Raw genomic sequence first — 23,153 nt, 5'->3', positions numbered from 1 at the left:
CACCTACTTCTAGTAATCCATGTTATGGACTCAGTTTAGAAAACCTAGACTGTCATCTTCAACATTCCTTCAAACCGTGACAGAGGTCAGTGAACATGGCCGCATTTAAGTACGAACGACCCATAGTGCCTTTATCTACTAGAAAGAATTTCCAACTTGGCATGCCGCATGCCCGATCACACAAAGCTCTTAAGTTATATACAATCATTATATAAGGCAACCGAAACCTAACTAGGACTTTATGGTAGATAAAATAAGTTTTTTTAAGCCTTTTTCGGCTTGTTTGAACCTTTCTCTTCCTGACACAGGTAGGTCTTCCGGTTCAGTCGCAAGGAAGTAAAGGAATTGTTCCGGAATTTCCATTGCCTCACAGATCTTAGAGATCGTTGACTTATGAGGTTTTTTTTTACCTGACTCAATATTTGATAAAGATGGCTGCGTAATCCCAATTAGATTAGCCAGTTCTGACTGGCTAATCTGTTTCTTTTCTCTAAGTAATATTACTACTCGTCCGATGTCCATAAATCAATGAGTTCTTTAGATATTTTATCAGAAATCATCGCCCATTTAATTAACTCTTTGAGAACCTGCATCCAACTTTTTTTATTGTAGCCACTAGGTTTTGTGGCACTATGAAGTTGCTCCTTGAGTTTTTTTAGTAGCTTTTGACTCTGTTTGCTCTGCGGTTGTTTTAATATATTATCTATAAGTTCTAATGCTTTATCTATATTCTTATTTTCCATGAATTAAATACTTATTCCGTTGAAACTCTATTATTAATGGTTTAAATAATAGAGCACCGTCATGCGTATCATCCATGTTCTTAAACACGTCTTGAATTTGATTTCGTATCAATTCTCGTTTGTCAATAGCTCTTAGGAATGAGAGCTTACTTTCTATTTTTTGAATCCATGATTCTATCTCTTCAATAACTTTAGTTATCCAGAGAGGAATAGGTTTTAAGTTGTAATTACTAGCTTTAAGCTTTGAGATCTCCAAAAAAGGAAGATCGCCTAGCTTTAATTCGTATATCTTAAATGTTTTTGAATATCCAATAAAAGCTGAATTCCAATCAAAGGAGGCGAAATCAATATCTTTAGGCAATACAAAAATTTTGCTCGAACCCTTGGATTTATAAATTCTAGTGTAGTTGGGATGTTTTTTTGTCTTATGAACCTTGCCTCTTATAACCACAGCATCTTTGGAAATTACTACGTTTAGCAATTCCTTCTTTAACCGACTCGCCCTTTTATTATAGGAAAACATTATATTCTTTTATTTCACAAAAGTATATAAATTTTTAAGAAATCAAAGCCACTCGTTGATACCTGCCACATCCCTACTTTCAGTTTTGAAATCTGCAGGTCCGGAGGGCTAACCCTCCGATTATAAATAGGATGAGTGTTTTCGGCTTTTACAGCTCCTGGTCATCATGCTTGCCAATGCTTTTAAACCGAATGGTTCATAATTTATAGAATCGAACTGAAGGAAAAATTCCAAGAAAAAGAGTAAAATTGTCAAGCCATCGAGCTGCGATGAGCCAAACGTTGAAGGTGGGTAATGTGCATTACTGGACAGCATCAACAGAGTTTTCATGATCAATAATCAATAAATATGGAACACCGTATCACAAACTTAAAGGAGTATGAAAATACGATTCTCGAAATTCAAAAGAACGGGGACCAAATGTGGTTTAGGGGACATTCAAGTGCAAATTTTAGACTAGAACCATCCTTGCACCGTCTAAAGAAAAGGATTAGGCCACTGACTGAAAAATTACGTGACTTCAAACTAACTAGAGGAGACGTAGTCATGCCTAACGAATGGGCGTTACGGAATGAATTCAAACACTTATATGAGCTTACTTATCCTGACAAGCATTTAGGAGATATGGAATGCCTTTACCTAATGCAACATTATGGTATAAACACTAGACTTTTGGATTTTAGTAGAGACCCTAAGGTAGCATTATTTTTCGCTTTATCAGAGCGGCCGATAAAATACCCACCAGATAAGGCCTGTAATGAAATGCCTGTAATGGATTATGACCTCGCTGATTATGATGCTGCTGTTTATTGCATTAATCCGCTCACTATCAATGAGGAAGCACATGGGTTGGACGAAATAATTGAAATAGACAAAAGTTGGAGGCCGTTTCTCGAAAAAATGTACTCGCCACTAGCAATTAAAACAAGTTTTGACGATAGAAGAATTACTGCTCAAAAAGGTGTATTTATATTATTTGGTTCGCACTCGGTAGATCTCGAGTCAATTTACTGGCAAGAGCAGCATATTCATAAAATTGTCATCCCCAATGAATACATTCTTTGTACGTATAGAGAACTTAGAGCATCAGGGCTAACGCACTTCTCCGTTTATCCAGACCTTAGGGGTAAAGCTATGGATCTGAACGAAGAAATGATTAATAGATTGGATGCAAGGTATGATGATCTTATTAGTAGGCTAGATCCACTTAATGATGATGAAAATCAAGCTAAATGCCTGGCATAGTGCCGATCCTATTGGACTACCTTGCACATTGAAGCGAAAACTTCACTGATACGATATTCCGCAACATATAACCATTTTACAAACTTAACTTAACCTAACAAAGGTCCTATTTGTTCGCCAGACATTCCGGGATAATTATAAAATTTTGAATGGTTATGAAGACATCTGATCTGGAGAAACTTGCACTTCAATGTTTAAAGCAGGTGAACCCACTTCAATAAGGATGGCTAGACGAAAGTAAACTAGGTCGCTACGGCACCCTTACTTTATTGATCAAGACCCAAGCCGGCTAGACCACTTGGTTTTTTTTTGATTTAAGATTCTACACCCGTCATCGTATAACATAAAATTCACCTTACGTCTCTCGTATTCGTCTGAGTTTTACTTTGAGAGAAGAAAACTGCTGGTAGACAGCTCTCTTTTTCTTAAGAATAGTCTTTTCTACTCTTCCTTCATGCAGGTTGTGAAAGCGCCTACATTCTCTTCCCTTAATACAGAAATTAGTTTTGATTGGTGAGACCTCGCTGAAGCACGCTTTAACTGAGTGAAATTTGAATTATGTAATAGTATCGTGCAAAGGAATTAATCATTTTAAATAAACCGTTAAGCTATGGTATGATTCGCATAGTCTGATTAAGCGATTAAATAAGGCTGGAATTCGCTAGTAGTAATCCTTTTTTAACGCAGCGTCTAAGAGCTTTTGAAGATCAACATCGACCGGGACATAGCGTTGCATTAATGATGCGCCTCGCATTTGCGCCTGATGAGGTTCGTCAAGCCCGAACATTTTGATTGTTGCTTTTCCTTTCCTGGAGTATTTTTTAGCTTTAATAATTATTTCATTTCCTGTAATATCCATATCGTAGTGATTGCGGTAATCATCACGGTATGGATGGATGATAGTGAAGCGGCACCTGCTGTAAATAACGTTTGATGTTGAAACGGTATTTGTATTGTTCTTTTTCTGAAAGCCGTTACAGCTTGCACAAGCTAATGCCAAGTTTTCGGGTTCAAACAAAAATTCCGGGTAGAGGTCTTTAGGAGCGATATGTTCACGCTGTAAAGTTCCCACGATATTTTTGTGTAGCCCGCAGTAGATGCAATGCGGATGCTGGATCAATTCAAGTTGCTGCTTGATATAGGCTTTCAAATCGTTACGCTTTGTAACGAAACCTCTAGCTCTGCCAGTATCTTCTAAGCCTTTGTCCCAGTCGGCCGATGTAAGAGGATTTAGGGAAGTAATAAAGCCTTGCTTGGCAACGGTATAGCTGAAAGTTTCGCCTATGATCTGAAAAAGATGGATTCTATCACTGATATTTGGCGGCATACTTTTTGGCTTCGTTTAGCAATAGACTTAGAGGATCATCCTTGGTAATATTGAACTTGCTTAGCTTCTCGACAGTGCGGCGGACGGTTACCTTGTCGCTTGCGCTGGTAGAGTTCGACGAAATTATCTTCAGCATGCGCCTCAATTCCATTTCAAAATAATGATTACGAGATGTTGCGACGCCAAATACATTGTATAGGACATTTTCTGCAGACCACCCGTAAGTGTCAAAATCCAGGAGCTCTGGTACGATTTTATTGTCTTCATCTTTGTTTAATACGAGGATTGAAGAAGAGTCGGGATTGAGATCAGAGACTAAGAAATGGGAATGACTGGCGATAATGAAGTGACAGTCTTTGTACATCTTAAAAATGTTGTTGATAATCTCGACAAAACGTATCTGCCAGTTCGGGTGAAGGCTGATTTCCGGCTCATCGATTATCACAAGCGAGTTGTTTTGCACTACGGCACTCAGGCTAAGCATCGAAGTCAGTATATGAATTTCCCCAGAGCTCATATGTCTTAAAAGTAATTGATCGGCTAACACGCTAGGCCTATTGTTCTTTTTAAAGACTATTATTTCTCCATAATTAAGCAGTCCAAGACTTTTTAGCAACGAAAGGCTTTTGTACCGCTGCCGGAATTCTATGTTTCGGCTTTTATCGAAAGTAAGTTCGATATGATAAGAAAGCCGATCGTTCATGAACTCTTTAACATCATTAATGCTGTCAGCAACAATCTGCAGGAAGTGTTTATCGCCATCTCTTATCTTGGTCAGCATACCAAATGAAAAGCTATTTTGATGGCTGATGTTATTGATGATATGTATCAGGTCTTCCGGCTGCTCAATCAGCTTTCTAAACAGGTCTTTATTCTTTTGTGCCTTATATTCAATTACAAGAAAGGGATTGAGATCCAAAAGTTCAAAAACATGGACAAGATCTTTCTGAAACCCTTCATCAGCCAGTGCTTCTGTAATCAGATCGATTGATTTATTAATATTTGAACCGGAAAAGGTGTAATTCCTTTCCGTTTTAATGCCCAAATATTCATAAAAGTCATTATCATACCGAGTTTTATGGCGATAAGCATTTTTATTTGAGAATGCTTTTTTGGGCGTGAATCGCTCATGTAAACTGAAAGCGGCGACTATTCCTTTTGCAGGAAGCGGAAGCTGTCTAATGTTTTTGATTTCCTGGCCTTTTTTTTCGAGCTTCAGACTGCCTTTGAGATTCTCAACGGTATACTCGCTTTCATTAAGCTGGTAAGTGAGAAAATAGTACTGGTTGAACTTGAAGTTGTCATTGCCGTCTGTTTTAAGGTTATACAAGTCATTGAAAATGTCAATGATAATCTTTAGCAGTCGGCTTTTGCCGGTACCGTTGGGCCCGATGATTAAAGTGGTTAACTGAGCAGTGCGCTTATTACTTGTCTTAGCAGTCAGGAACTGATAGCTGCCCGCATCATATTCGGGACTATCTTTCAAAATCAAACTGACCAGCTTAAATCCAGGCATATGGTAATGATAAGTTTAGGTTTTAAATGTATGAAATTAATGATATTATTTTTATCAATAAAATTTAGACTTATCGTCGGTTCATTAGTGCAGAAAATGCGACGAATGCGGTACATTTCAAGCTTGTTTGAGGACAGCATAAAGCATGACCTGCCTGGGAGTGTGGCAGGTAGTATAGCAGGTTAATCATGGAAAACCCTAGGGATAGGAGTCATTCCATTCACAGACCCCTCCGTGCCAGGAGCATGTTCCGCGACCTTTCGCACTGGAAGTAGTTCGGTCGCAGCACCGGGTTACGTAATAGGCAACTCTCCTTTTTACTGGATTAACCTTTGTTGTACAACCTGGAAGCCCTCTCATTGCCCATCTCCATCACCCTAGACTGGTCAGCAACCGCATTCCTTTTCTGTCCTGTTTTGCTTAGGCACAATCCCCGGTAATAGTATAGCTCGGAATTATCCGGAGATACCTCCATGATCTCTGCTATCACCGGTAGGGCCGTTTTAAACTTACCGGCATCTACCAGACGTTTCGTTTTTTCCAGCTTTATTTCTGTACTGACCTTGTCGATCTGGTCGCTATCACTTCTGCTGTTTGCCAGTCTGTAAGCATAAACGAGTTGCCGGAGTGAAGATTCTGAAGACTGCTTATTCGCCAGGGATTCATTCAGGATCTGATCCAGACTATCTTTTCTCAGCTTATCACGCTTTTCAGCAAGAGTTTTTTCTTTCAGCTCCTTAGCTTCCTTTATCTTCAACAGGCTGGCTTCCTTTTCATCCTGCGTATTGTAATAAGCTGCAAGTGGTAAGATAGCTATGTACATAGCCGCACAGAAGGTCAGTTTTACTTTTGTCAGAAACTTAAACCGGAATTTTCGCTCAAGCCATTTGTGTCCTAGAGGGGATATAATCCATGACAAGCTAGCAAAAGCAATAAAAACAATAGGATGTACGAGAGAAGCCAGGGCAGCTATTAAAAATAGCGCTGATAGTAAGTACGTGGCAAGAGGCCATTTGATCTTCGGCGCATCTTTACCTTTACCGGCTCTAAAATATTCCTTCAGAACCCTACGCTCCTCAGGTATAAGATTGGGTAAGTATCCCATAAAATTAACTGTCAACAGTAATTTAATAACTCATCAACCGGAAGATCTTATGGTATTGTAATGATTGGTTAGCAATAGGATAAGGGCCGGTATGCCAAATATAGAAAAAGATGGAAATATTAATATTTTATCTTTAAAATAAAATTATTAACAACCAGAAGCATTGGATCTTTCCCAAACTTTAAAAACAGCCTCAAAATCTTGCTTGATGGTAAATGCTGAAGGGTAAGTTGTAAAACAATGATTTTTATGACCGCCGTCATGGTCATCGATTTCAGCAACTTGTATTTTACTGCGCAAAACGATGACGATGTTAATACCTCCAGGCAAGTATATTGACGCCACCTCCGACTTCGGCTTTAAACGGCTATTCGGATGTGAGCCCAATAAACCTCTTCTGATAGCTTTCCTAAATGATATTTTTATCGGGAAACACAAGATTAAAGATGTGGTCTTTCTCAAGAATGAGCATCAGGGGGAAGATAAGAATACGGCTAAGGTGATTTTAGATATCTCCTGTGTAGACGATCAAGGGAACTATTTCCTGGTAGAATTACAATGCACCGATCAGAAATTCTTCAAAGATCGCTGCCTGTATTATTCTTCCCGTTTTATCAGCGACCTTGCTCCTAAGGGAGGCGTCGACTTATGGAAGTACGAGTTGCCCCCACTGTATGTGATAGCGGTGATGGACCGGTTCTCTTTTGAGGACAACCTTCCCGGGCAGTACATCCGCCGGGTAAGTTTGATGGATAACGAAACCGGAAAAGAGTTTTACAATAAGCTTGGTTTTATCTACATCCAGCTGGCGGCTTTTGACAAAGCCGAAGATGATCTTAAAACCGATCTGGAGCAATGGTTGTTTGTAATTAAGCATTTGAGTAAATTTGTTGATATTCCCAGGTTTGTAAAGAGGCCTATATTTAAAATAGCAGAGGTTGCAGCATTAACAAAGGAGGAACGCATGTTATACGAAACTAGTTTAAAAGACAAATGGGACAGGCAAAATCAGCTTGATTTTGCGGTGGAAACGGCAGTTGAGAAAGCTGTGGAAAAAGAAAGAGATAAAGCGGCGATGGAAATAAAAGAGGCCTTGTCCAGAGTTGAGCAAGAGCGGCAAAGAGCTGAACAGGCAGAGGCTGCCGCTAAAGAACAGATCCTTGCCACCGCCCGTAATTTCAAAAACATGAACATCTCTCTTGCTGACATCGCCAAAGCTACTGGGCTCTCTATTGAAGACATTGAGCGATTGTAAGAAAATTTTTGTCCTATACTATATTGTACTTGCCGGGGCAGGCCGTGCGGCGTGTGCCCTTATGCTTTCCATCTTTTTCCCAACCTTTGCCCCATTAACAACCCTCATATCATTTGGGTCATGTAACTACCAGCGACGACAGATACAACATAATTAGTGAGTAAATGTCAATGGACAAATGGCGACAATGAATTTAGGTTTGAGTCCGAAATAGCGCCTGTTGTTCCCCCTAAAAATTCAACATGCAGGCAATCAACTATATTTGCTCTTAAAGTTTAAAAAAACCGGGAAACAATTACAGAAATTATAGCTGCGCCCAAACGCTATTGGTTCTAAAATTCAATCCCGGAACGGTAAATTGCTAATTACCATACCATGCAAAAGACATTTAATGAAAGCCTGTTAAAGGGGCATATCTTGGAGTTAAATCTCGGCAATGAATTTAAGGATGCTGCCAGGCATTGCTACTGTCATTCACAGGGTGACATATCAGATTCAGTCAACCCGGAAATGTGCTTACAGATAAACAATTCAAATATCAAGTTCATTGCTATTCTGTGTGAAAGCAAGGAAAAACACCCGAGAATTACATCTAGCCGCCACTACAGATAATTGATCATTACATCAAATTCCGCACTTATTTCGGTATAAACCTCTACGTCATTCTATGCCTCGCAAGAATCGAAATAACATTCCAGCAATTCTTAAAGTTGTAATATTCTGCATCTCAATAGTAGGGATTTGGTTTCTTTATGAGGGCTGGCTTAACCGAAAGAAAGTAAAGCACTTGCTTACACTGAGAAACCGGCTTCGAGATGCAAATGCGGCGATTGATAAACTCCTGAACTTCGAAAAATATTTTTCATTTCGCGATGAGCAGTCCTTTGTAGAGACTTTTAAGGATCTGCGCAAACTTATTGCACCTGGCTTTCATAATTTAGAGTCATCGGACGATTACATTTCTGTCATCAAACAATTTGTGAATACGTTCGACACTGTGAGTTCGATCCGCCGACAGTACAACAACGAGTTCGTAGAAAAGGAAGCTGCTGTTTACGCCTACTTGTTTAATTCGCTTGAGCAGTATCCTTTATCAGGAGATCAGGTTGAAGCCATTGTCCGGGATGAAGATAACAACCTTGTGATTGCAGGGGCCGGCACGGGCAAGACCACAACAATAGCCGGCAAGGTGGCATATTTACTTGAAAAAGGATTGGCTAAACCGGATGAACTGTTGATCATCTCCTTCACTAAGAATGCAGTAATTGAAATGAAGGAGCGCTGCATGCGATTCTGCAGGAACATTCCGGATATCGACCAGCTTGATATCCGAACTTTTAATAGTTTCGGATACCTGGTAAAAAGACACTGTTCATCCGATGAATTGCACTTGGCTTTTAATGGCGATGATCAGCAAGCAAAAGTCTTTTTACAGGAAACTTTTGACAGATTATTTTTAACAGACCGAAGTTTTCAGAAGAAAGCCGTCAACTTTCTTGCATTTTTCGATCGTCCGGAGCGAGACGAATTCGACTTTAAGACCAGAAACGATTTTATTAAACATGAGAAGAGCTTTAAAAACGTAACATTAGACGGCATAACAGTAAATAGCAAGGAAGAATTGAAGATCGCCAATTTTTTCTGCCTGTTTGGCATAAATTACGAATATGAAAAACACTACCCCTTGCAACCGGAAGATCGTCAGGCACAATTCAGCTCCTATCATCCTGATTTCTATCTAACAGATTATGATATTTGGCATGAGCATCTCGGCATTGACCGGGATGGCAATGTACCCGGGTGGTTTAGTTCGAAACATCCATACAAAACGGCCAGGGAAACTTACCACGCCGGTATACTCTGGAAGGAAGGGATTCATACTAAGTACGCCACTACGCTTATCAAGACTCATTCATTTGAAAATAAAGAAGGAACGTTAATTGCTAATTTGAAGAAAAGATTGCTGGAGAAAGGTGTCGTTTTAAAGGAACGTAACCCGGAAGAAATCTTAGCTCTTGTCAGAAAATCACCCCATTTTGAAGATTTCATTAATCTTATTTATACATTCTTACAATTGATGAAGGCAAACGGGCAAGTGCCGGAAAATGTAACGATTGATAGAGCAGACAAGCGGTCGACTGTCTTTCTTGATGTATTTAAACCTATATATTATCAATATCAACAACGGTTATCTGAAACTTCTCAGGTTGACTTTAATGATATGATCAATCAGGCAAGCTCTCATTTCAACAATGGTGAATTCACAAAAGCTTATAAATACATTTTAGTTGATGAGTTTCAGGATATGTCGCTTGGCAGGTATGAATTATTAAAAGGCCTTCGAAAACAAAACCCGGATGTGAAGCTGTATGCTGTGGGTGATGACTGGCAATCAATATTTCGCTTCACCGGCAGTGATATTTCAATTATCACTGAGTTTGAACAGCATTTTGGTTTTACCAGCCAGACGTCTATTCTAAAAACTTATCGCTTTAATGACCAGATACTAAAGGTTTCCAGCGAGTTTATCCAGAAAAACCCTGCGCAGCTCCGGAAGGTATTGAAGTCTGATCGTTTAGCAACTGGAGATAGTTTCGCTTTCATCAGTTCTGACACGATGGGTAATACAGATGCCAAAGAGATGCAGATCCGAATGCTATTGGATGAAATTTACGGGCTAAAGCAAAATGCCGAGGTCTATTTAATTGGCCGTTACCATCACAATGCACCAACACGGCTCCGGACTCTCAAATCTGATTATCCTTCACTTACTATAGAGTACCATACCGCTCATCGTGTTAAGGGAATGACCTGCGATTATTCTATCCTTTTGGATGTAGACTCCGGCCCGCTCGGGTTTCCTTCTGAAATAGCAGATGACCCTTTATTGAATTACCTCCTTCATGAAGGTGATAATTTTGAAAATGCAGAGGAACGCCGTGTGTTTTACGTAGCGATCACCCGGGCCAGACATAAGAACTACCTGTTATACAATGCGGTTAGTCCCAGCAAATTTCTTTTAGAGTTGATGCAGGGAGAAAGTGCCGGAAATACCCGGAGATTAAAGTGTCCGGAGTGCCAGGGTGCATTGGTGAAAAGAAGCGGGCCCTATAGCGAATTTTACGGCTGCTCGAATTATCCTCAATGTGAGGGCAAGTTGCCAATGGTAGGAAGTAATGTTAGTTGAGTTTCAAATGTTTAGCTTTATGATAGTACCAATCCCTATTGCCATAATAAATGTCCATCTTTCAATGGCCTGCTATAATCTGGAATTATCAATTCAAAAATTATGTCTCAAAGCAATGAATTAAACTGGGAAGAATACGAAGCCATTACACAATATATCTACGGAGCGCTTGGCAGAAAATATGGGGTTAAGGTGATTGGGTATGGCAGGAATTGCAAGGTTAAGGGCAAATCGGGAATAAGTTATCAGATCGATGTTCTGACAGAGCAGTCGGATGGCGAAAAAAAACATCGAACAGCCATTGAATGCAAGTTCTTAAAGGAAAAAGTCACAAATGATACCGTGATGAAACTTAGGTGCGTCATGGAAGATGCCGAGATTGAAAAGGGGATAATCGTTTGTAAAACAGGATTTACAAGGGATACCCTGACTTATGCAGAGCATAAGGGTATAAAGCTTGTCGAACTTTGGGAAGCAGGAGAAAATGATGTGGACTTCAAAAAAACGTTCGAAATTGGAGTGCTGGATATTAATATTAAAGCAATCATCTCACGTGGAGTTGTGACCAGCATAAATTTTGGAGGCAAGACGATTACTGTTGCTGACGAGGATGAACTGCTCGCCATGCACGATGTACAATTGCATGATGCTAGCAGAAACACCATTTCGTTAAGTGAATTCCTAACCGAATTTTCAAAAGAAGTACAAAATAGAGGGGAACTTTTAAAGACAACCACAATAGAATATCCACTCAACCGCAAATTGTTCTTGAAACTATCGGATAGCGAGATCTCCTTCGAAAAAATAGCGATCACTGGGTTCTTTGCAGAAATTGACGAAAGCTCCAAAAGATCTTTTACATTGATCGATCAGGTATGGATGATCATGAATGAACTGTTTGACAAGAGGAAACTTACCTTATCAAAAAGTGGATTGATATGGCATTTACCGCCAGACTGCTAAGATGAGAGATTATGACGAAGATCATTTTAATTCAACGACATCGAAAAAAGAGGTTAAAGCAATGTATTTGTTGTTCCAAACGAGTTCCGGGAGAAAATTCTCAGCTTACAAAAAAAACTGTAGTCCCGCTGTTGAAATTCTTCAAAGTCCCCTTCAATAGTATTGTCATTAAACAGATTCTTTAAGACAGAACCAGATTTATCAAATCAGAAATTCTAGAAAAACACGAATGGAATTACAAAAGTTCACCGATTTCAAATGAATTAAAGAGGATGCGAGAGCTAATTGAGGGTTAAGGAGCATATTAAAAGAAAAATACTTTAATCTACTCGCAGAGAAAGGCATTTTAAGGTATATATCTTAAAGATAAGTTCCACTAAATCGTCGTACGTTTGAATATTCAATTGTACAAGTTATGGATCAACCTTACATGAAGCTTAGATTGAACTTGACCGGTAGTAAAAGCTATTATTTATACAACGGTACAGAAGAGTACTTCAAAAAGATGCGGGCCGCGTATAAAGATGTACGGGCTGGCTCCACCTCGGAATATCTATATTTCGGCTTTTTTACTCTATGTTCTGCTACCCTTGAATATTCCATAAATTTCCTGCTTGCTGATTATTGCATCGAGCAATTCGGAGTTGGCCGCTATAAAGTTTACCTGGAGCAGTATCTAAACATGAATTTCAAAAACAAGTTACTCATGCTGCCACACATCATTTCTAACGGTGAATTTCAAATGAATGAAGATGCAGCATCATTCAAAAAAATAGAGGAGATGATCAGGCTCCGTAATCAGCTGCTGCATAATAAAGCTTATTTGATTGGCTTTGAACTGCCAATTAACCTTGAAGAAAAAGATGGACGACTAATTGTGCCGGAAGGTAAGGAAGTCCTAAATTATGATTTTGAGTTCGAGAAAACGCCGATTGAGCGCTTAACCAAAGAAAATTGTTTGCATTTCGGTAACGCTATAGGAGATTTCAAAAAATACATCATGACCCCGGCGCTTGCTGATGGATTAGTGGTTAACGAAATGGTCAAAACACACAACGCGCTATGAGCATGACGAATACAATTTTTTATTCATGGCAATCGACTTACCCCCTAAGCATAACCGTAGCTTTATCGAAGATTGTTTGAAGAAGGTGGTCAAGGAAGTTAGTGGCCTATTTCTGGCCGATATTTCAATTGTCAATCCAGACAGCGCTGGCCGTAAAATGCGGGTGATAAAGGTATCTTGAATAGGCAGCGAATTAGTCCTTAATAACCTATATTAGAAATCGATTATCACAATTAACATGGAACAAAAATTACTTTTTAAATACAGAGGAGTTCAAAATTTTAGATTCTTCACAGACATAATACTAAGAAATCGCTTATATGCTTCTCAGTATGTGGAATTAAACGATCCAATGGAGGGACAGTACTACTATAACAGAGGAGAACTGGACAAAAGCATACAAAGAAAAATAAAAGATGACAAAGGTAACTTACGGCTGTGTTCTTTATCACGGAAAAACGACAATGAGCTAATGTGGTCACACTATTCTGAAGGTCATAGAGGAGTCGCGATTGGTTTGACAATTGATCGAGCGCGATACGATGTTAGACCAATTCAATATACAGGATTGGCATATCTTACTAATGGCCAGATTGAAAATGATACTCCTAAGGAAATTCTTTCTCACAAATTAAACGTTTGGGCATACGAAGAAGAAGAGCGGGTGTTTGTTAGTGATAAATTTTATGTCGATGTGCAAATTCGTCAGGTTATTACAGGACGAGCTATGAGTAATCAAGATTATAGCTTTATTAGAGATGTTATAGACAGAATAAACCCTTCGATAGAAATCATAAAGGCTCAATCCTATATGTGATGGTAGAGTTTCTATTCTTTTCAGCTATAAACGAAGCAACAAATAGATCTCAAACCATGCTAGATGAAAATATATTAATCCTTTGGGATATAGTATGACCGCACATTGTGAAAATATTTCACTATAGTGTCATCGATCAGATCGGAGTAACTGACAACCTGCTTTGAGAAGAATAAAAAGATGGCGGAATTTGAATCAAGTCTCATTCAATGTTCTCGGCTAATCATAAAGCTAAGGAGTATAACGTCCCTAGTAAAAACCAAGAAATCTTGCTACTTGCTGAATTAATTCTTTTGATCAACAAACAGATGCGTGCTTTTTTCTCAGAAGATGTTGATAAATTTTTACTTGAAGGAACAAAAATAATAGATAGATATTCAATTGCGCAAAACGAAATCAACTATAGAAAGGAGTTGGAGGAAGTAACCGAACAAGTAGAACAAATAAAAGCTGAAATTTTGGCAAGAGGTTAAGCAGAGACGTCTGGTGTCTGTAAAGTTTTTTTAAGATGAGACAGTTGATTTTTGCATGAAAAGTCCTAGCTGGATATTCCGCTGCAAACTGGCTCTTCGTCACTTTTGGTGAAAGTTCATTAAATAATTACACTTTTAATATCAAACCAGCTTTCTTTTTAAAGACAATCCCTACTTTCTCCAAAAGATTGTAAACCTGAGCCTTTTGGCACTCTAGCCCGTATTCCGTTTTAATCCATTGTGCCAGTAAAGGCCCGGTCCATAGTACAAATTCCTTAATCCTAGTCATTTGCTCATCTGATACTGCACTACGTCTTCCTCGCCCTTTTCTGTCCTTTAGTACTCAATACCCTCTGTTTTGAATGTGTTCATTCATTTTTGAAATAAATTTATCTCAAAAACTGTAAACTTATTTTAGTAGAAGACAATTAACATTATTTCGAGTTCTGACAATTAAGGCTGGTTAGATTAACCATAAGATCCGTTCTAAAAAAGAAAATGCCAACAGTACCTCTACTGCTGGCAAACCTAAACCTTATCACAATTGTGAAGCAACTAATACATAACAAACATTATAACTTCAAAGCGGAAGAAGAACAAGCAAAACCTTTTTATCGAATTTTGCAGCCAGAATCCCTAAACGCTGACTTCATGTCCCATTTATCACTCGTCTTCCCGATCGTTGCTCTTCGATCAGAAAAAACACGAAGATTTGAACTTAAAAATCGAACTCTCTCTCGATTGAATTCTAACTTAACTTTCATCACCTCTCGTTTCGGTCACAAAAACGCAGTTTCTAATATAGAACTGGGTTTTTAGATATTAGAAATCTATTCTCATAGCTGTACATTATCAAATGGGCTCCTAATTTTATGGCTGATCAATATAAAGTGAGTTATAACTTAATTTAGCTTTCTGATCGCTACCCTGATTATAAGCCCCAGTCTTAAAATAATAATTCCCGTCAGCATTATTCCAGGCACTTGGTACGGTATATGTTTGTGAATAAACTTGGCCATTATCCTTATTTTCAACATATACGGCGATCTTTTTTCCTGATGTTTGGAACTGCAATCTTACATATACTCTTTGACCATTTGAAAAACTAACTGAGCCAGATCCGCTAGTGTAAGAAGTATCATCTTTTTCATAAGTATTGCTCATTTTAGAAGTAATGGTCTTAGAAGTACTGCTTGTTCCAGAAATATACACCCTAATTAATGGCTTTTCGACAGCACTATAATCATTATGTACCTGCGCAATTGTAACCCCAGAACCGCTGGGAATATTTTCTATAACCGCGTCAAAGCGCATTCGTTGTGATGTGTTTAAACTCATATCTGCATTCTGTCTAAGCTCAGTACGCTCAGATGCCCCTAAAGGAGATATCAGTACCATTTTATTAGTACTACTTAAATAAAAATAATCACTTTTCACTAAGCCATTTGTATTGTAATCAGTTGTAGATGTACCAGAATTCTCATAGCTGCTTTGCAATTTACATTGACTTAAGGCATTTGAAAAATTTACATTTGAGCTTGGAGCCCCTATCGTACTTGTGACAGATGTAGTTGACTTTTCAGAATTATTGATCACTGATCCATTTTGTAAATTAATCGTGTCTTGCTTTTTACAGCTGGTCAATGCATTTAGTAGGCATACCATGCCTAAAAGAGCTCCATGAACATTTTTTGGTGTTTTCATTTGATTTTAATTTGGTTAATAACTTGATGAATTGGTCTGTGGTTTACCAATAATAGTTAAAGCTAACTATATATTTTAGAATAAGCAAACTTCATATCCATTAGCAAATCCTTAGTGAGATATTTTTCAAAACCCACAAGTTGATATTCCCAGGTTTGTAAGGAAACCTATATTCAAGAATTTATTTGAAATAGCAGAGGTTGCTGCATTGACAAAGGAGGAACGCATGGCATACGAAACCAGTTTAAAAGACAAATGGGACAGGCAAAATCAGCTAGATTTTGCGGTGGAAACGGCGGTTGAGAAAGCTGTGGAAAAGACTATTGAAGAAGAAAGAGCTAAAGCGGCGATGGAAATAAAAGAGGCCTTGTCCAGAGCTGAGCAAGAGCGGCAAAGAGCTGAACAGGCAGAGGCTGCCGCTAAAGAACAGATCCTTGCCACCGCCCGTAATTTCAAAAACATGAACATCTCTCTTGCTGACATCGCCAAAGCTACTGGGCTCTCTATTGAAGACATTGAGCGATTGTAAGAAAATTTTTGTCCTATACTATATTGTACTTGCCGGGGCAGGCCGTGCGGCGTGTGCCCTTATGCTTTCATGATGCAGTGACTTATCAAGACTGGCATGCCAGAGCTATGCTCGAAATTAAGCCTCTAATTAAATTATTTTCTATATTTACGAAAGGTCTTTCCAAAGCTTTAACAATCCACATTAACAATGAAAATAAATTATATTTTCCTTCTTCTATTTATACCAGTACACGTACTAGCAAAGAGTCCGCTTGAAAATAAAAATACTACAGTTGTTTTAAATGAACCACCAACCATAGTGACTAGTGAGTGGAAGACAAATTTTTGGGAAGCCGATAGAACTCCTTCGATTCCTGTAATTATTGATAATGGTATTATTTTATCCGGTCCCGACAACACCGCATTAGCATCAGCCACTGTAAGCATAACCCAGAATTTTCGAAGTGATCAAGATAATCTTGATTGGGAAAACGATGAAAAAACTATGGGCAATATAACTTTGTTGTCCAATTCAGCAGGCGTCCTAAGCTTGACTTCAGCAGGATCAACCGCAACAATGGCGGAGTGGCAATCAGCCTTGAGAGCAGTTACTTACCTTAATTTATCAGAAACGCCTGCCGAAGAAGATAAAACCATCAGCTTTTTAGTGAATGATGGGACTTCAAACAGCCTGAACGCCAATAAAATTGTTAAGGTTTGGGACGAAAATGACATGCCAGAAATAAATGTAGATGTCAGCTTACCAATGGTTATTACGGAGGATCTTACTACTGCTATTACAGGAATTTCATTTTCAGATATTGATATAGGAAATAATGTTATGAAGGTGAGCTTAACACCTTCGATAGGAATGTCGTTGTCTGCTAAAACGGGAGGGAGTGTCGTTGTTAGTAAACAGGGAGTCACGTGGAATTTAACAGGCACTCTAAAAAACCTGAATGCATTTTTTGCCAATTCTCAAGTTTTAATAACACCGTTGGCTAACTCTACAACTCGAATTAGTTTGCGCATCGCCGTTGAAGATGATAAACATGACATGTATATCACTTCTTTGCCAGTAGACATTCTCGCTGTAAATGACGCTCCGACAATTTCGGCACCGGGAAGTATCAGCATCAATAAAAATGAGTCAAGTACATTGATTGGAATATTATTTTTAGATGTGGACGCAGGAGATGCACTTGTCACTGTCGTAATCTCGACTAGTTCGGGATTGTTATATGCGGCCCAAAGCTCCGAAGTAACTGTTTTGGGGACCGGGACAAATGATTTGTCTTTAACTGGTTCAATTGCTCAAATTAATTCGTTTATTGCTACCGGCAATTTAGCTATCAATACTTCTGAAAACGTTGGCTTAAATGTATCAATAAGCGATAAGGGAAACACAGGGACTGGTGGTAATAAAACAGGTTCAGTCGTGATTAATGTTATCACTTCTGTACTTCCGGTAGATTTAATTAGCTTTTCAATAGCCAGGGTGGATAATGGTGCCAGACTGGAGTGGTCAAGTGCTTCCGAACAAAAAAACAGTCATTTTGAAATCAAAAGATCTGCTGATGGATTGAATTTTCATGACCTAGTAACTATTATTGGTAAAGGAAACACAGCAGATCAGAACAACTATTCATTTTTCGACAGTATGCCTTTAAATGATCTTAGTTATTACAAACTTGTCCAAATGGACACGGATGGAAGATCAACGGATTTAGGAACAAGGGTGTTTAAGTCAAATATCAATAAAGCATCTTCGCCTGTTACTTCTTTCCCTAATCCCGCCACAAATAAAGTGACTATAATTTTTGGTCCTGGTGAATATACTAAGTTTGAATTATCCAATTTGAACGGTGATATTCTTCAAACTAACAATGTCATTCCCATCCAAGATAATATAATCATTCATTTTACAAACTATCCATCCGGAATGTATTTAGTTAAGTTGATTGGTGAAAACAGAATTACCTTGAAAAAAGTAATTAAGTATTAATATAGATCCTAAGTAAACTCAAAAGAGCTGGTTTGATTCGTTTTGAGTCAGTGAAATTTCCGTCGGAATATTTTGATGCTTTAATTGACTTTCTTGATGCTTTTACGGCTCAAATTGACTCATAGACGCTGGGGATGTAAAACACCAGTAGGTCATCCCCTAGCAGAAGATAAAGGGAACTATTTCCTTGTCGAGATTCAGCGAACTGATCAAAGGTTCTTCAAAGATCGCTGCTGTATTATTCTTCCAGTTTTATCAGCGACCTTGCTCCTAAGGGGGCCGTTGACTTATGGAAATATGAGCTGCCCCCGGTGTACCTGATCGCGCTGATGGAACGATTTTGCAAGTGGTAAGATTGCTATATACATAGCCGCACAGAAGATCAGTTTTACTTTTGTCAGAAACTTAAACCGGAATTTTCGCTCAAGCCATTTGTGCCCTGGAGGGGATATAATCCATGACAAGCTAGCAAAAGCAATAAAGACAATAGGATGTGCGAGAAAAGTCAGCGCAGCTATCACAAATAGCGCTGATAGTAAGTACGCGGCAAGAGGCCATTTAATCTTCGACGCATCTTTACCTTTACCGGCTCTAAAATATTCCTTCAGAACCCTATGCTCCTCCGGTATAAGATTGGGTAAGTATCCCATAAAAATAAACTGTCAACAGTAATTTAAAAACTCATCAACCGGAAGATCTTATGGTATTGTAATGATTGGTTAGCAATAGGATAAGGGCCGGTATGCCAAATATAGAAAAAGATAGAAATATTAATATTTTATCTTTAAAATAAAAAAAATCAACGAACAAAAATCGCTTTATTTTTAAAACTCCTGCAAAGGAAACTGTACGGAAACAGCTCAAAAGCAGCTCTACTTGAACTATTTAACCCATCAGGCCCGTTTCCCATAGGAAAGGACCTTTGTTTAATGGCACAGTTTTAGTAAATTTGTATCACATGAGCAAGTCCAAGCACATATTTCAATTACCGCCGGAAGAACAGCAGGAACGTTTACGTAGCCGCATAGCCGAAGTACAGGAAGAAAACCTAAACGCCGGCTTATACAACATCTTCCAGGACGACCGCTCAAAAGACCAACTGATTTTACAATACCGCGACCACACCGAAGTCGTAAAAGTCGATAAAATCACCGGCACTACCCGCGTTGTGACACGCAGCAGCCGATGAGCGCTCCGCAACTGTTCGTTTTCGCCGGCCCTAACGGCGCCGGAAAAAGTACATTATCGGCCACTATGCTGGCTGAAGGTACGCCTATCTTCGATGGTGATAAGGAATTTGCCAAACTCAAGACCCTTTATGATGCCACAGACAGCGGTACTTTGTATGATGCTGTAAACGGGCATATTTTCGATAGCTGGAAAAAACAACAACTCCGTCAGAGCCGCGACTGCGCTTTTGAAACCAACTTTCGATCGTCACAGGTAATGGATACCGTAACCGAGTTCAAACAACAGGGCTACCATACCGTTTTACTTTGGTTTGGCCTTTCCGATCTTCAGGAATCCATAAAACGCGTCGATCTGCGGGTAGCCAAAGGCGGCCACTATGTCAGCATGGACAACATTCAAGCAAACTTTACAGAAGGGCTGCGTAACCTGGAAGCTTTTTTCGGGGAGTTTAACGAAGCCCATTTCTACCAAAATATAGCCTCCGATGCCGAAAAGTCTGACATCAGTCCATTGATCTCGACCAGGAACGGCTATGTTATCAGTCAAGCCGTTCGCACTCCATCATGGTTATCATTTGCCCGTTCCAGTCCGAACTGGAAAAATCCCTGAAATAATTTTATATGAACTCATTGAATTAGAATAGCTTGATTTTTTAGCATCAAGAGGGCTCCGGACTCTTAAATCGGATTATCCCTCACTTATTATAGAGTACCACACCGCTCATCGTGTCATGGGTATGACCTGCGATTTTTCGATTCTTTTGGATGTAGATTCTGGCCCTCTCGGGTTCCCTCTGAAATTGAGGATGACCTTTTATTGAATTACTTCCTTCATGAAGGTGATAATTTTCAAAATGCAGAAGGAGCCAGTAAAATGAAAATTGCAACCTACAATATCAACGGGATCAATGGCCGTCTTGAAGTTCTGCTGCGCTGGCTGAAAGAAGCGAAGCCGGATATTGTTTGTTTACAGGAGCTAAAATCGGAAGACAATAAATTTCCCGAAGGTGCTATTAGCGAAGCAGGTTATCATGCCATATGGCATGGTCAGAAAAGCTGGAACGGGGTGGCCATTTTATCTAAAACAGAGATCAGGGAACTTCGCAACGATCTGCCCGGCGAAGACGATGAATTCACACATAGCCGTTATATAGAAGCTTTTATCAGGGGCATTGTGATCAGCTGTATCTACCTGCCCAACGGAAACCCCTACCCCGGGCCTAAATTTGATTATAAACTGCGCTGGATGGAAAGGCTTGCTATTCATGCTCAGGATCTTGTTGACCGTGAACTGCCTGTTATATTGCTGGGCGATTATAACGTGATGCCAACCGAAATGGATACTTACAAACCGGAAAAGTATCTTAAAAACGCACTTTTCAGAGTTGAAGCGCGCGAAGCTTTTAAGGAACTTGTTGACCAGGGCTGGACCGACGCCATCCGGTCACTTTATCCGGACGAACACGTCTACACTTTTTGGGACTATCTCCGTGACGCTTATGGCAGGAATGCAGGTTTGAGACTTGATCACTTCCTTCTTAATAAAAACATTGCCGGCAGACTTGTGGCTGCGCAGGTTGATAAACACGTTCGTGGCTGGAAAGGAGCCAGCGACCATGCACCGGTATGGATCGAACTTGCCGATGAAAATCTTCCAAAAGCAAAAGCTTCCGCAAAAAGCCGACAGGCTTGAGCAAAAAAGATTAAGGAAAAAGAAGCTGGCGGGGATACCGGCAGCGGCTGATAGAGGGTGTTACTGCTTTCTCTAAGAATTATCGAGATTAGAGAGGGCTCCGTTTAGGTTTTCTAGATCCTTTCACTAAAGTATTGATCTATGAAGATGACCGGAATAACCGGCGTAAAATATATTATACTCCTAATTTTGGACTGTTCTAAATGTAGTTAGCCTAAACAATTGCTCAGCTCCCAGATCATACTGCAGCTCACTTTCATCATATAACTTGTCACCCCCGTTATTAATAGAAACGACGATCTTCTCTCCTTCCTGATATGGAAACGCTACATATCCTGTCTGACCAGTAGCAATAACCCGAACTTTGGATAATACCTTGAACAACATAACCACTTATCTTAAAGTAAACTTGAATAACAAAGTTAGTAAATGATTTTAAATTACTAAAAATATTAGTAATATTTGCTTTGGCAAATTTTTTAGACATGGACATTGAGATTGTAGTAGACGACCTTATTCAACACCTTAAAAATTGGTTTAACAGCAGCGATAAGACCACAATAAATGACCGTTATAAGGCGGATTCAATAACTATCCAGCAGGATTGGATAATCATCAACGTTGACTGTATTAATATAACTTATAGTTCTTATTTCAAACGGGATTCCTTCTATAAGAATGCAGAATTGCTATCCAAGAAGCTTGTTGAAGTAGCTAAAGAATGGATGAAGGCTAATGAAGTTCAGGTATACCATTTGAAATTTAAGATAATTAAGCAGGGTGCAGAATTTCCAAGGCAAGGATTAATCAGGGTTTGAAAGGTAAGTCAGAATTAATAAAAAAGCCAGCAATACCTCTACTGCTGGCTAACCTAAACCTTATCACAATTTACTTGTGTTGGTTCAAATATAGTAATTGTCTTGAACCAGGAGGTGTTATAAGGTTCTTATATAGGGAGACAGCTGATGAAAAAGAGGATAGTGGATGGCGAATGTTCAGTGGCTTAGAAGACGACGAATATGCTAATAATCCTGAAAATATAACGATCATGAATGTAGGGTATCTACTTGATAAAGATCCAACGCTCTCAATTCCACTAAAAAGCGAAAAAGGGGCAGTGTATGAAAGAGAAGATATAGATAAGCCCTGGAAAGCTGTGGATGACTGGCATTCGGATGATTTGGAATAACATCTTCAGATTTCTACCCTTTACTACTAAAAGGTAAACGCTTACATTTAATCACTGGATCTTTTTACATTGATGAAGTTTAGAATTCTTTCCATTGCAGCTATGGTAGCTGTCGTTGCACAATTTGGATGTAATCATCTTACTTCTGAAACTACAGAAGGGATTCCCACTGAAATGAAGCCTGATTGGAAAGGAATAGACCTTAATGAAATGCCTGTAAAATTCGGACAGATATTGAGGTTTGAAAAAGATAGCAATGTTATTAATGCTATCGCCCTGGATTTCGATAAAGATGAAGGTGGAATCTGGATTGGCCTGTGTTTCATTAACAAAACGAATATTTTTGGAAGACAGATACCAAGTGGCTGGATTAATACGAAATGTCTTGATCTTCTGGATTTACAATATCTTAACAATGAAGGACTAAAACAATATCAAATAATAGATCAGATAAAAGTCAATAGAGATAAAGTAGGGATTGGTTTAATAACTCCTGTATCCAACGTTGAAGATCTGATGCTTGAATATAAAAGAGGGATAGAACAGCGGAAGAAGAAACAAACTTCCTGTGACGAAGGATTAATCGATGAAGAGTCTGTTCGAGAGTGTTACTTCAACGTTAAAAAAATAGAATTACAATAA

24 protein-coding genes and 1 pseudogene are annotated in these 23,153 nt (G+C 39.0%); 15 read left to right on the top strand and 10 right to left on the bottom strand.

Annotation, left to right across the window (positions count from 1 at the left end; genetic code table 11):
- Positions 1 to 231: 231 nt before the first annotated feature.
- The 3 genes from J3P37_RS13555 to J3P37_RS13545 are packed head-to-tail and all read right to left on the bottom strand — an operon-like array spanning position 232 to position 1,266.
- A complete protein-coding gene (locus tag J3P37_RS13555) occupies positions 232 to 522 on the bottom strand; it encodes a helix-turn-helix domain-containing protein (RefSeq protein WP_256011806.1) in 291 nt (96 codons plus the stop codon).
- Positions 504 to 743 (bottom strand): hypothetical protein, encoded by a 240-nt coding sequence (locus J3P37_RS13550; protein WP_256011805.1) that lies wholly within the window; start codon positions 741 to 743, stop codon positions 504 to 506. The genes J3P37_RS13555 and J3P37_RS13550 overlap by 19 nt, the downstream gene beginning before the upstream one ends.
- The gene (locus tag J3P37_RS13545) at positions 733 to 1,266 is read right to left on the bottom strand and encodes a hypothetical protein (RefSeq protein WP_256011804.1); all 534 of its coding nucleotides are present in this window, start codon (positions 1,264 to 1,266) and stop codon (positions 733 to 735) included. Before J3P37_RS13545 ends, J3P37_RS13550 begins: the two co-directional genes overlap by 11 nt.
- Positions 1,267 to 1,614: 348 nt before the next feature.
- Between J3P37_RS13545 and J3P37_RS13540 the strand changes: the two genes are divergently transcribed.
- Positions 1,615 to 2,511, top strand: coding sequence for an FRG domain-containing protein (locus tag J3P37_RS13540; protein ID WP_256011803.1), 897 nt, complete (start codon positions 1,615 to 1,617; stop codon positions 2,509 to 2,511).
- Between the two features lie 661 nt (positions 2,512 to 3,172).
- Here the strand turns inward: J3P37_RS13540 and J3P37_RS13535 are convergent.
- From J3P37_RS13535 to J3P37_RS13525, 3 genes are all read right to left on the bottom strand, one after another.
- Complete coding sequence (locus tag J3P37_RS13535; protein ID WP_256011801.1) at positions 3,173 to 3,838, bottom strand: HNH endonuclease; 666 nt, start codon at positions 3,836 to 3,838, stop codon at positions 3,173 to 3,175.
- The gene (locus J3P37_RS13530; RefSeq protein WP_256011800.1) at positions 3,819 to 5,354 is read right to left on the bottom strand and encodes an AAA family ATPase; all 1,536 of its coding nucleotides are present in this window, start codon (positions 5,352 to 5,354) and stop codon (positions 3,819 to 3,821) included. The genes J3P37_RS13535 and J3P37_RS13530 overlap by 20 nt, the downstream gene beginning before the upstream one ends.
- Positions 5,355 to 5,679: 325 nt before the next feature.
- Complete coding sequence (locus tag J3P37_RS13525) at positions 5,680 to 6,459, bottom strand: tetratricopeptide repeat protein (protein ID WP_256011799.1); 780 nt, start codon at positions 6,457 to 6,459, stop codon at positions 5,680 to 5,682.
- Positions 6,460 to 6,763: 304 nt separating this feature from the next.
- On the opposite strand from J3P37_RS13525, the gene J3P37_RS13520 reads away from it, so the two are divergent.
- The 6 genes from J3P37_RS13520 (at position 6,764) to J3P37_RS13495 (ending at position 14,220) form a co-directional block, all read left to right on the top strand.
- Complete coding sequence (locus J3P37_RS13520; protein ID WP_256011798.1) at positions 6,764 to 7,714, top strand: Rpn family recombination-promoting nuclease/putative transposase; 951 nt, start codon at positions 6,764 to 6,766, stop codon at positions 7,712 to 7,714.
- A 667-nt stretch (positions 7,715 to 8,381) separates the two neighbouring features.
- Complete coding sequence (locus J3P37_RS13515) at positions 8,382 to 10,901, top strand: UvrD-helicase domain-containing protein (protein WP_256011797.1); 2,520 nt, start codon at positions 8,382 to 8,384, stop codon at positions 10,899 to 10,901.
- A gap of 102 nt (positions 10,902 to 11,003) precedes the next feature.
- Positions 11,004 to 11,864: a restriction endonuclease gene (locus J3P37_RS13510; protein ID WP_256011796.1), complete on the top strand. Its 861-nt coding sequence runs from the start codon at positions 11,004 to 11,006 to the stop codon at positions 11,862 to 11,864.
- Positions 11,865 to 12,294: 430 nt separating this feature from the next.
- Positions 12,295 to 12,930, top strand: coding sequence for a hypothetical protein (locus tag J3P37_RS13505; RefSeq protein ID WP_256011795.1), 636 nt, complete (start codon positions 12,295 to 12,297; stop codon positions 12,928 to 12,930).
- A gap of 238 nt (positions 12,931 to 13,168) precedes the next feature.
- Positions 13,169 to 13,747, top strand: coding sequence for a DUF2971 domain-containing protein (locus J3P37_RS13500; RefSeq protein ID WP_256011794.1), 579 nt, complete (start codon positions 13,169 to 13,171; stop codon positions 13,745 to 13,747).
- Between the two features lie 209 nt (positions 13,748 to 13,956).
- Positions 13,957 to 14,220: a hypothetical protein gene (locus tag J3P37_RS13495; RefSeq protein ID WP_256011793.1), complete on the top strand. Its 264-nt coding sequence runs from the start codon at positions 13,957 to 13,959 to the stop codon at positions 14,218 to 14,220.
- Between the two features lie 127 nt (positions 14,221 to 14,347).
- On the opposite strand, the pseudogene J3P37_RS23135 reads toward J3P37_RS13495, so the two are convergent.
- Both J3P37_RS23135 and J3P37_RS13490 read right to left on the bottom strand, forming a co-directional pair.
- Positions 14,348 to 14,548: pseudogene (locus J3P37_RS23135) on the bottom strand (winged helix-turn-helix domain-containing protein); the annotation flags it as partial.
- Between the two features lie 542 nt (positions 14,549 to 15,090).
- Positions 15,091 to 15,924: a polysaccharide lyase family 7 protein gene (locus J3P37_RS13490; protein WP_256011792.1), complete on the bottom strand. Its 834-nt coding sequence runs from the start codon at positions 15,922 to 15,924 to the stop codon at positions 15,091 to 15,093.
- A 226-nt stretch (positions 15,925 to 16,150) separates the two neighbouring features.
- Here J3P37_RS13490 and J3P37_RS13485 point away from each other — a divergent pair, with 226 nt between their 5' ends.
- Together J3P37_RS13485 and J3P37_RS13480 are read left to right on the top strand one after the other, a co-directional pair.
- Positions 16,151 to 16,453, top strand: a complete 303-nt coding sequence (locus J3P37_RS13485; RefSeq protein WP_256011791.1) for a hypothetical protein — start codon at positions 16,151 to 16,153, stop codon at positions 16,451 to 16,453.
- A 189-nt stretch (positions 16,454 to 16,642) separates the two neighbouring features.
- Complete coding sequence (locus J3P37_RS13480) at positions 16,643 to 18,439, top strand: T9SS type A sorting domain-containing protein (RefSeq protein WP_256011790.1); 1,797 nt, start codon at positions 16,643 to 16,645, stop codon at positions 18,437 to 18,439.
- A 287-nt stretch (positions 18,440 to 18,726) separates the two neighbouring features.
- Here J3P37_RS13480 and J3P37_RS13475 read toward each other — a convergent pair whose 3' ends face one another.
- A complete protein-coding gene (locus J3P37_RS13475; protein ID WP_256011789.1) occupies positions 18,727 to 19,089 on the bottom strand; it encodes a hypothetical protein in 363 nt (120 codons plus the stop codon).
- 308 nt (positions 19,090 to 19,397) lie between these two features.
- On the opposite strand from J3P37_RS13475, the gene J3P37_RS13470 reads away from it, so the two are divergent.
- The 3 genes from J3P37_RS13470 (at position 19,398) to xth (ending at position 21,322) form a co-directional block, all read left to right on the top strand.
- Positions 19,398 to 19,628, top strand: coding sequence for a hypothetical protein (locus J3P37_RS13470; protein WP_256011788.1), 231 nt, complete (start codon positions 19,398 to 19,400; stop codon positions 19,626 to 19,628).
- Complete coding sequence (locus tag J3P37_RS13465) at positions 19,625 to 20,239, top strand: ATPase (protein WP_256011787.1); 615 nt, start codon at positions 19,625 to 19,627, stop codon at positions 20,237 to 20,239. The genes J3P37_RS13470 and J3P37_RS13465 overlap by 4 nt, the downstream gene beginning before the upstream one ends.
- Before the next feature lie 264 nt (positions 20,240 to 20,503).
- A complete protein-coding gene (gene xth / locus J3P37_RS13460) occupies positions 20,504 to 21,322 on the top strand; it encodes an exodeoxyribonuclease III (protein WP_256012021.1) in 819 nt (272 codons plus the stop codon).
- A 183-nt stretch (positions 21,323 to 21,505) separates the two neighbouring features.
- Here the strand turns inward: xth and J3P37_RS13455 are convergent, their stop codons facing one another.
- On the bottom strand, positions 21,506 to 21,709 hold the full coding sequence (locus tag J3P37_RS13455; RefSeq protein WP_256011786.1) for a hypothetical protein: 204 nt from the start codon (positions 21,707 to 21,709) through the stop codon (positions 21,506 to 21,508).
- 80 nt (positions 21,710 to 21,789) lie between these two features.
- On the opposite strand from J3P37_RS13455, the gene J3P37_RS13450 reads away from it, so the two are divergent.
- The 3 genes from J3P37_RS13450 (at position 21,790) to J3P37_RS13440 (ending at position 23,153) form a co-directional block, all read left to right on the top strand.
- Complete coding sequence (locus tag J3P37_RS13450; protein ID WP_256011785.1) at positions 21,790 to 22,140, top strand: hypothetical protein; 351 nt, start codon at positions 21,790 to 21,792, stop codon at positions 22,138 to 22,140.
- The gene (locus J3P37_RS13445) at positions 22,137 to 22,511 is read left to right on the top strand and encodes an immunity protein Imm33 domain-containing protein (RefSeq protein WP_256011784.1); all 375 of its coding nucleotides are present in this window, start codon (positions 22,137 to 22,139) and stop codon (positions 22,509 to 22,511) included. Before J3P37_RS13450 ends, J3P37_RS13445 begins: the two co-directional genes overlap by 4 nt.
- A 72-nt stretch (positions 22,512 to 22,583) precedes the next feature.
- Positions 22,584 to 23,153 (top strand): hypothetical protein, encoded by a 570-nt coding sequence (locus J3P37_RS13440; RefSeq protein WP_256011783.1) that lies wholly within the window; start codon positions 22,584 to 22,586, stop codon positions 23,151 to 23,153.

The organism is Desertivirga xinjiangensis, assembly GCF_024436435.1.
Lineage (GTDB): Bacteria > Bacteroidota > Bacteroidia > Sphingobacteriales > Sphingobacteriaceae > Desertivirga > Desertivirga xinjiangensis.
Note: the sequence above shows the minus strand (reverse complement) of the source record. Positions and strands in the feature narration are given on the sequence as shown.

Excerpts from the sequence above, each read along its gene's own strand:
- J3P37_RS13555 (WP_256011806.1), bottom strand. The coding sequence starts at position 522 with ATGGACATCGGACGAGTAGTAATATTACTTAGAGAAAAGAAACAGATT.
- J3P37_RS13550 (WP_256011805.1), bottom strand. The coding sequence starts at position 743 with ATGGAAAATAAGAATATAGATAAAGCATTAGAACTTATAGATAATATA.
- J3P37_RS13545 (WP_256011804.1), bottom strand. The coding sequence starts at position 1,266 with ATGTTTTCCTATAATAAAAGGGCGAGTCGGTTAAAGAAGGAATTGCTA.
- J3P37_RS13540 (WP_256011803.1), top strand. The coding sequence starts at position 1,615 with ATGGAACACCGTATCACAAACTTAAAGGAGTATGAAAATACGATTCTC.
- J3P37_RS13535 (WP_256011801.1), bottom strand. The coding sequence starts at position 3,838 with ATGCCGCCAAATATCAGTGATAGAATCCATCTTTTTCAGATCATAGGC.
- J3P37_RS13530 (WP_256011800.1), bottom strand. The coding sequence starts at position 5,354 with ATGCCTGGATTTAAGCTGGTCAGTTTGATTTTGAAAGATAGTCCCGAA.
- J3P37_RS13525 (WP_256011799.1), bottom strand. The coding sequence starts at position 6,459 with ATGGGATACTTACCCAATCTTATACCTGAGGAGCGTAGGGTTCTGAAG.
- J3P37_RS13520 (WP_256011798.1), top strand. The coding sequence starts at position 6,764 with ATGACGATGTTAATACCTCCAGGCAAGTATATTGACGCCACCTCCGAC.
- J3P37_RS13515 (WP_256011797.1), top strand. The coding sequence starts at position 8,382 with ATGCCTCGCAAGAATCGAAATAACATTCCAGCAATTCTTAAAGTTGTA.
- J3P37_RS13510 (WP_256011796.1), top strand. The coding sequence starts at position 11,004 with ATGTCTCAAAGCAATGAATTAAACTGGGAAGAATACGAAGCCATTACA.
- J3P37_RS13505 (WP_256011795.1), top strand. The coding sequence starts at position 12,295 with ATGAAGCTTAGATTGAACTTGACCGGTAGTAAAAGCTATTATTTATAC.
- J3P37_RS13500 (WP_256011794.1), top strand. The coding sequence starts at position 13,169 with ATGGAACAAAAATTACTTTTTAAATACAGAGGAGTTCAAAATTTTAGA.
- J3P37_RS13495 (WP_256011793.1), top strand. The coding sequence starts at position 13,957 with ATGTTCTCGGCTAATCATAAAGCTAAGGAGTATAACGTCCCTAGTAAA.
- J3P37_RS13490 (WP_256011792.1), bottom strand. The coding sequence starts at position 15,924 with ATGAAAACACCAAAAAATGTTCATGGAGCTCTTTTAGGCATGGTATGC.
- J3P37_RS13485 (WP_256011791.1), top strand. The coding sequence starts at position 16,151 with ATGGCATACGAAACCAGTTTAAAAGACAAATGGGACAGGCAAAATCAG.
- J3P37_RS13480 (WP_256011790.1), top strand. The coding sequence starts at position 16,643 with ATGAAAATAAATTATATTTTCCTTCTTCTATTTATACCAGTACACGTA.
- J3P37_RS13475 (WP_256011789.1), bottom strand. The coding sequence starts at position 19,089 with ATGGGATACTTACCCAATCTTATACCGGAGGAGCATAGGGTTCTGAAG.
- J3P37_RS13470 (WP_256011788.1), top strand. The coding sequence starts at position 19,398 with ATGAGCAAGTCCAAGCACATATTTCAATTACCGCCGGAAGAACAGCAG.
- J3P37_RS13465 (WP_256011787.1), top strand. The coding sequence starts at position 19,625 with ATGAGCGCTCCGCAACTGTTCGTTTTCGCCGGCCCTAACGGCGCCGGA.
- xth (WP_256012021.1), top strand. The coding sequence starts at position 20,504 with ATGAAAATTGCAACCTACAATATCAACGGGATCAATGGCCGTCTTGAA.
- J3P37_RS13455 (WP_256011786.1), bottom strand. The coding sequence starts at position 21,709 with ATGTTGTTCAAGGTATTATCCAAAGTTCGGGTTATTGCTACTGGTCAG.
- J3P37_RS13440 (WP_256011783.1), top strand. The coding sequence starts at position 22,584 with ATGAAGTTTAGAATTCTTTCCATTGCAGCTATGGTAGCTGTCGTTGCA.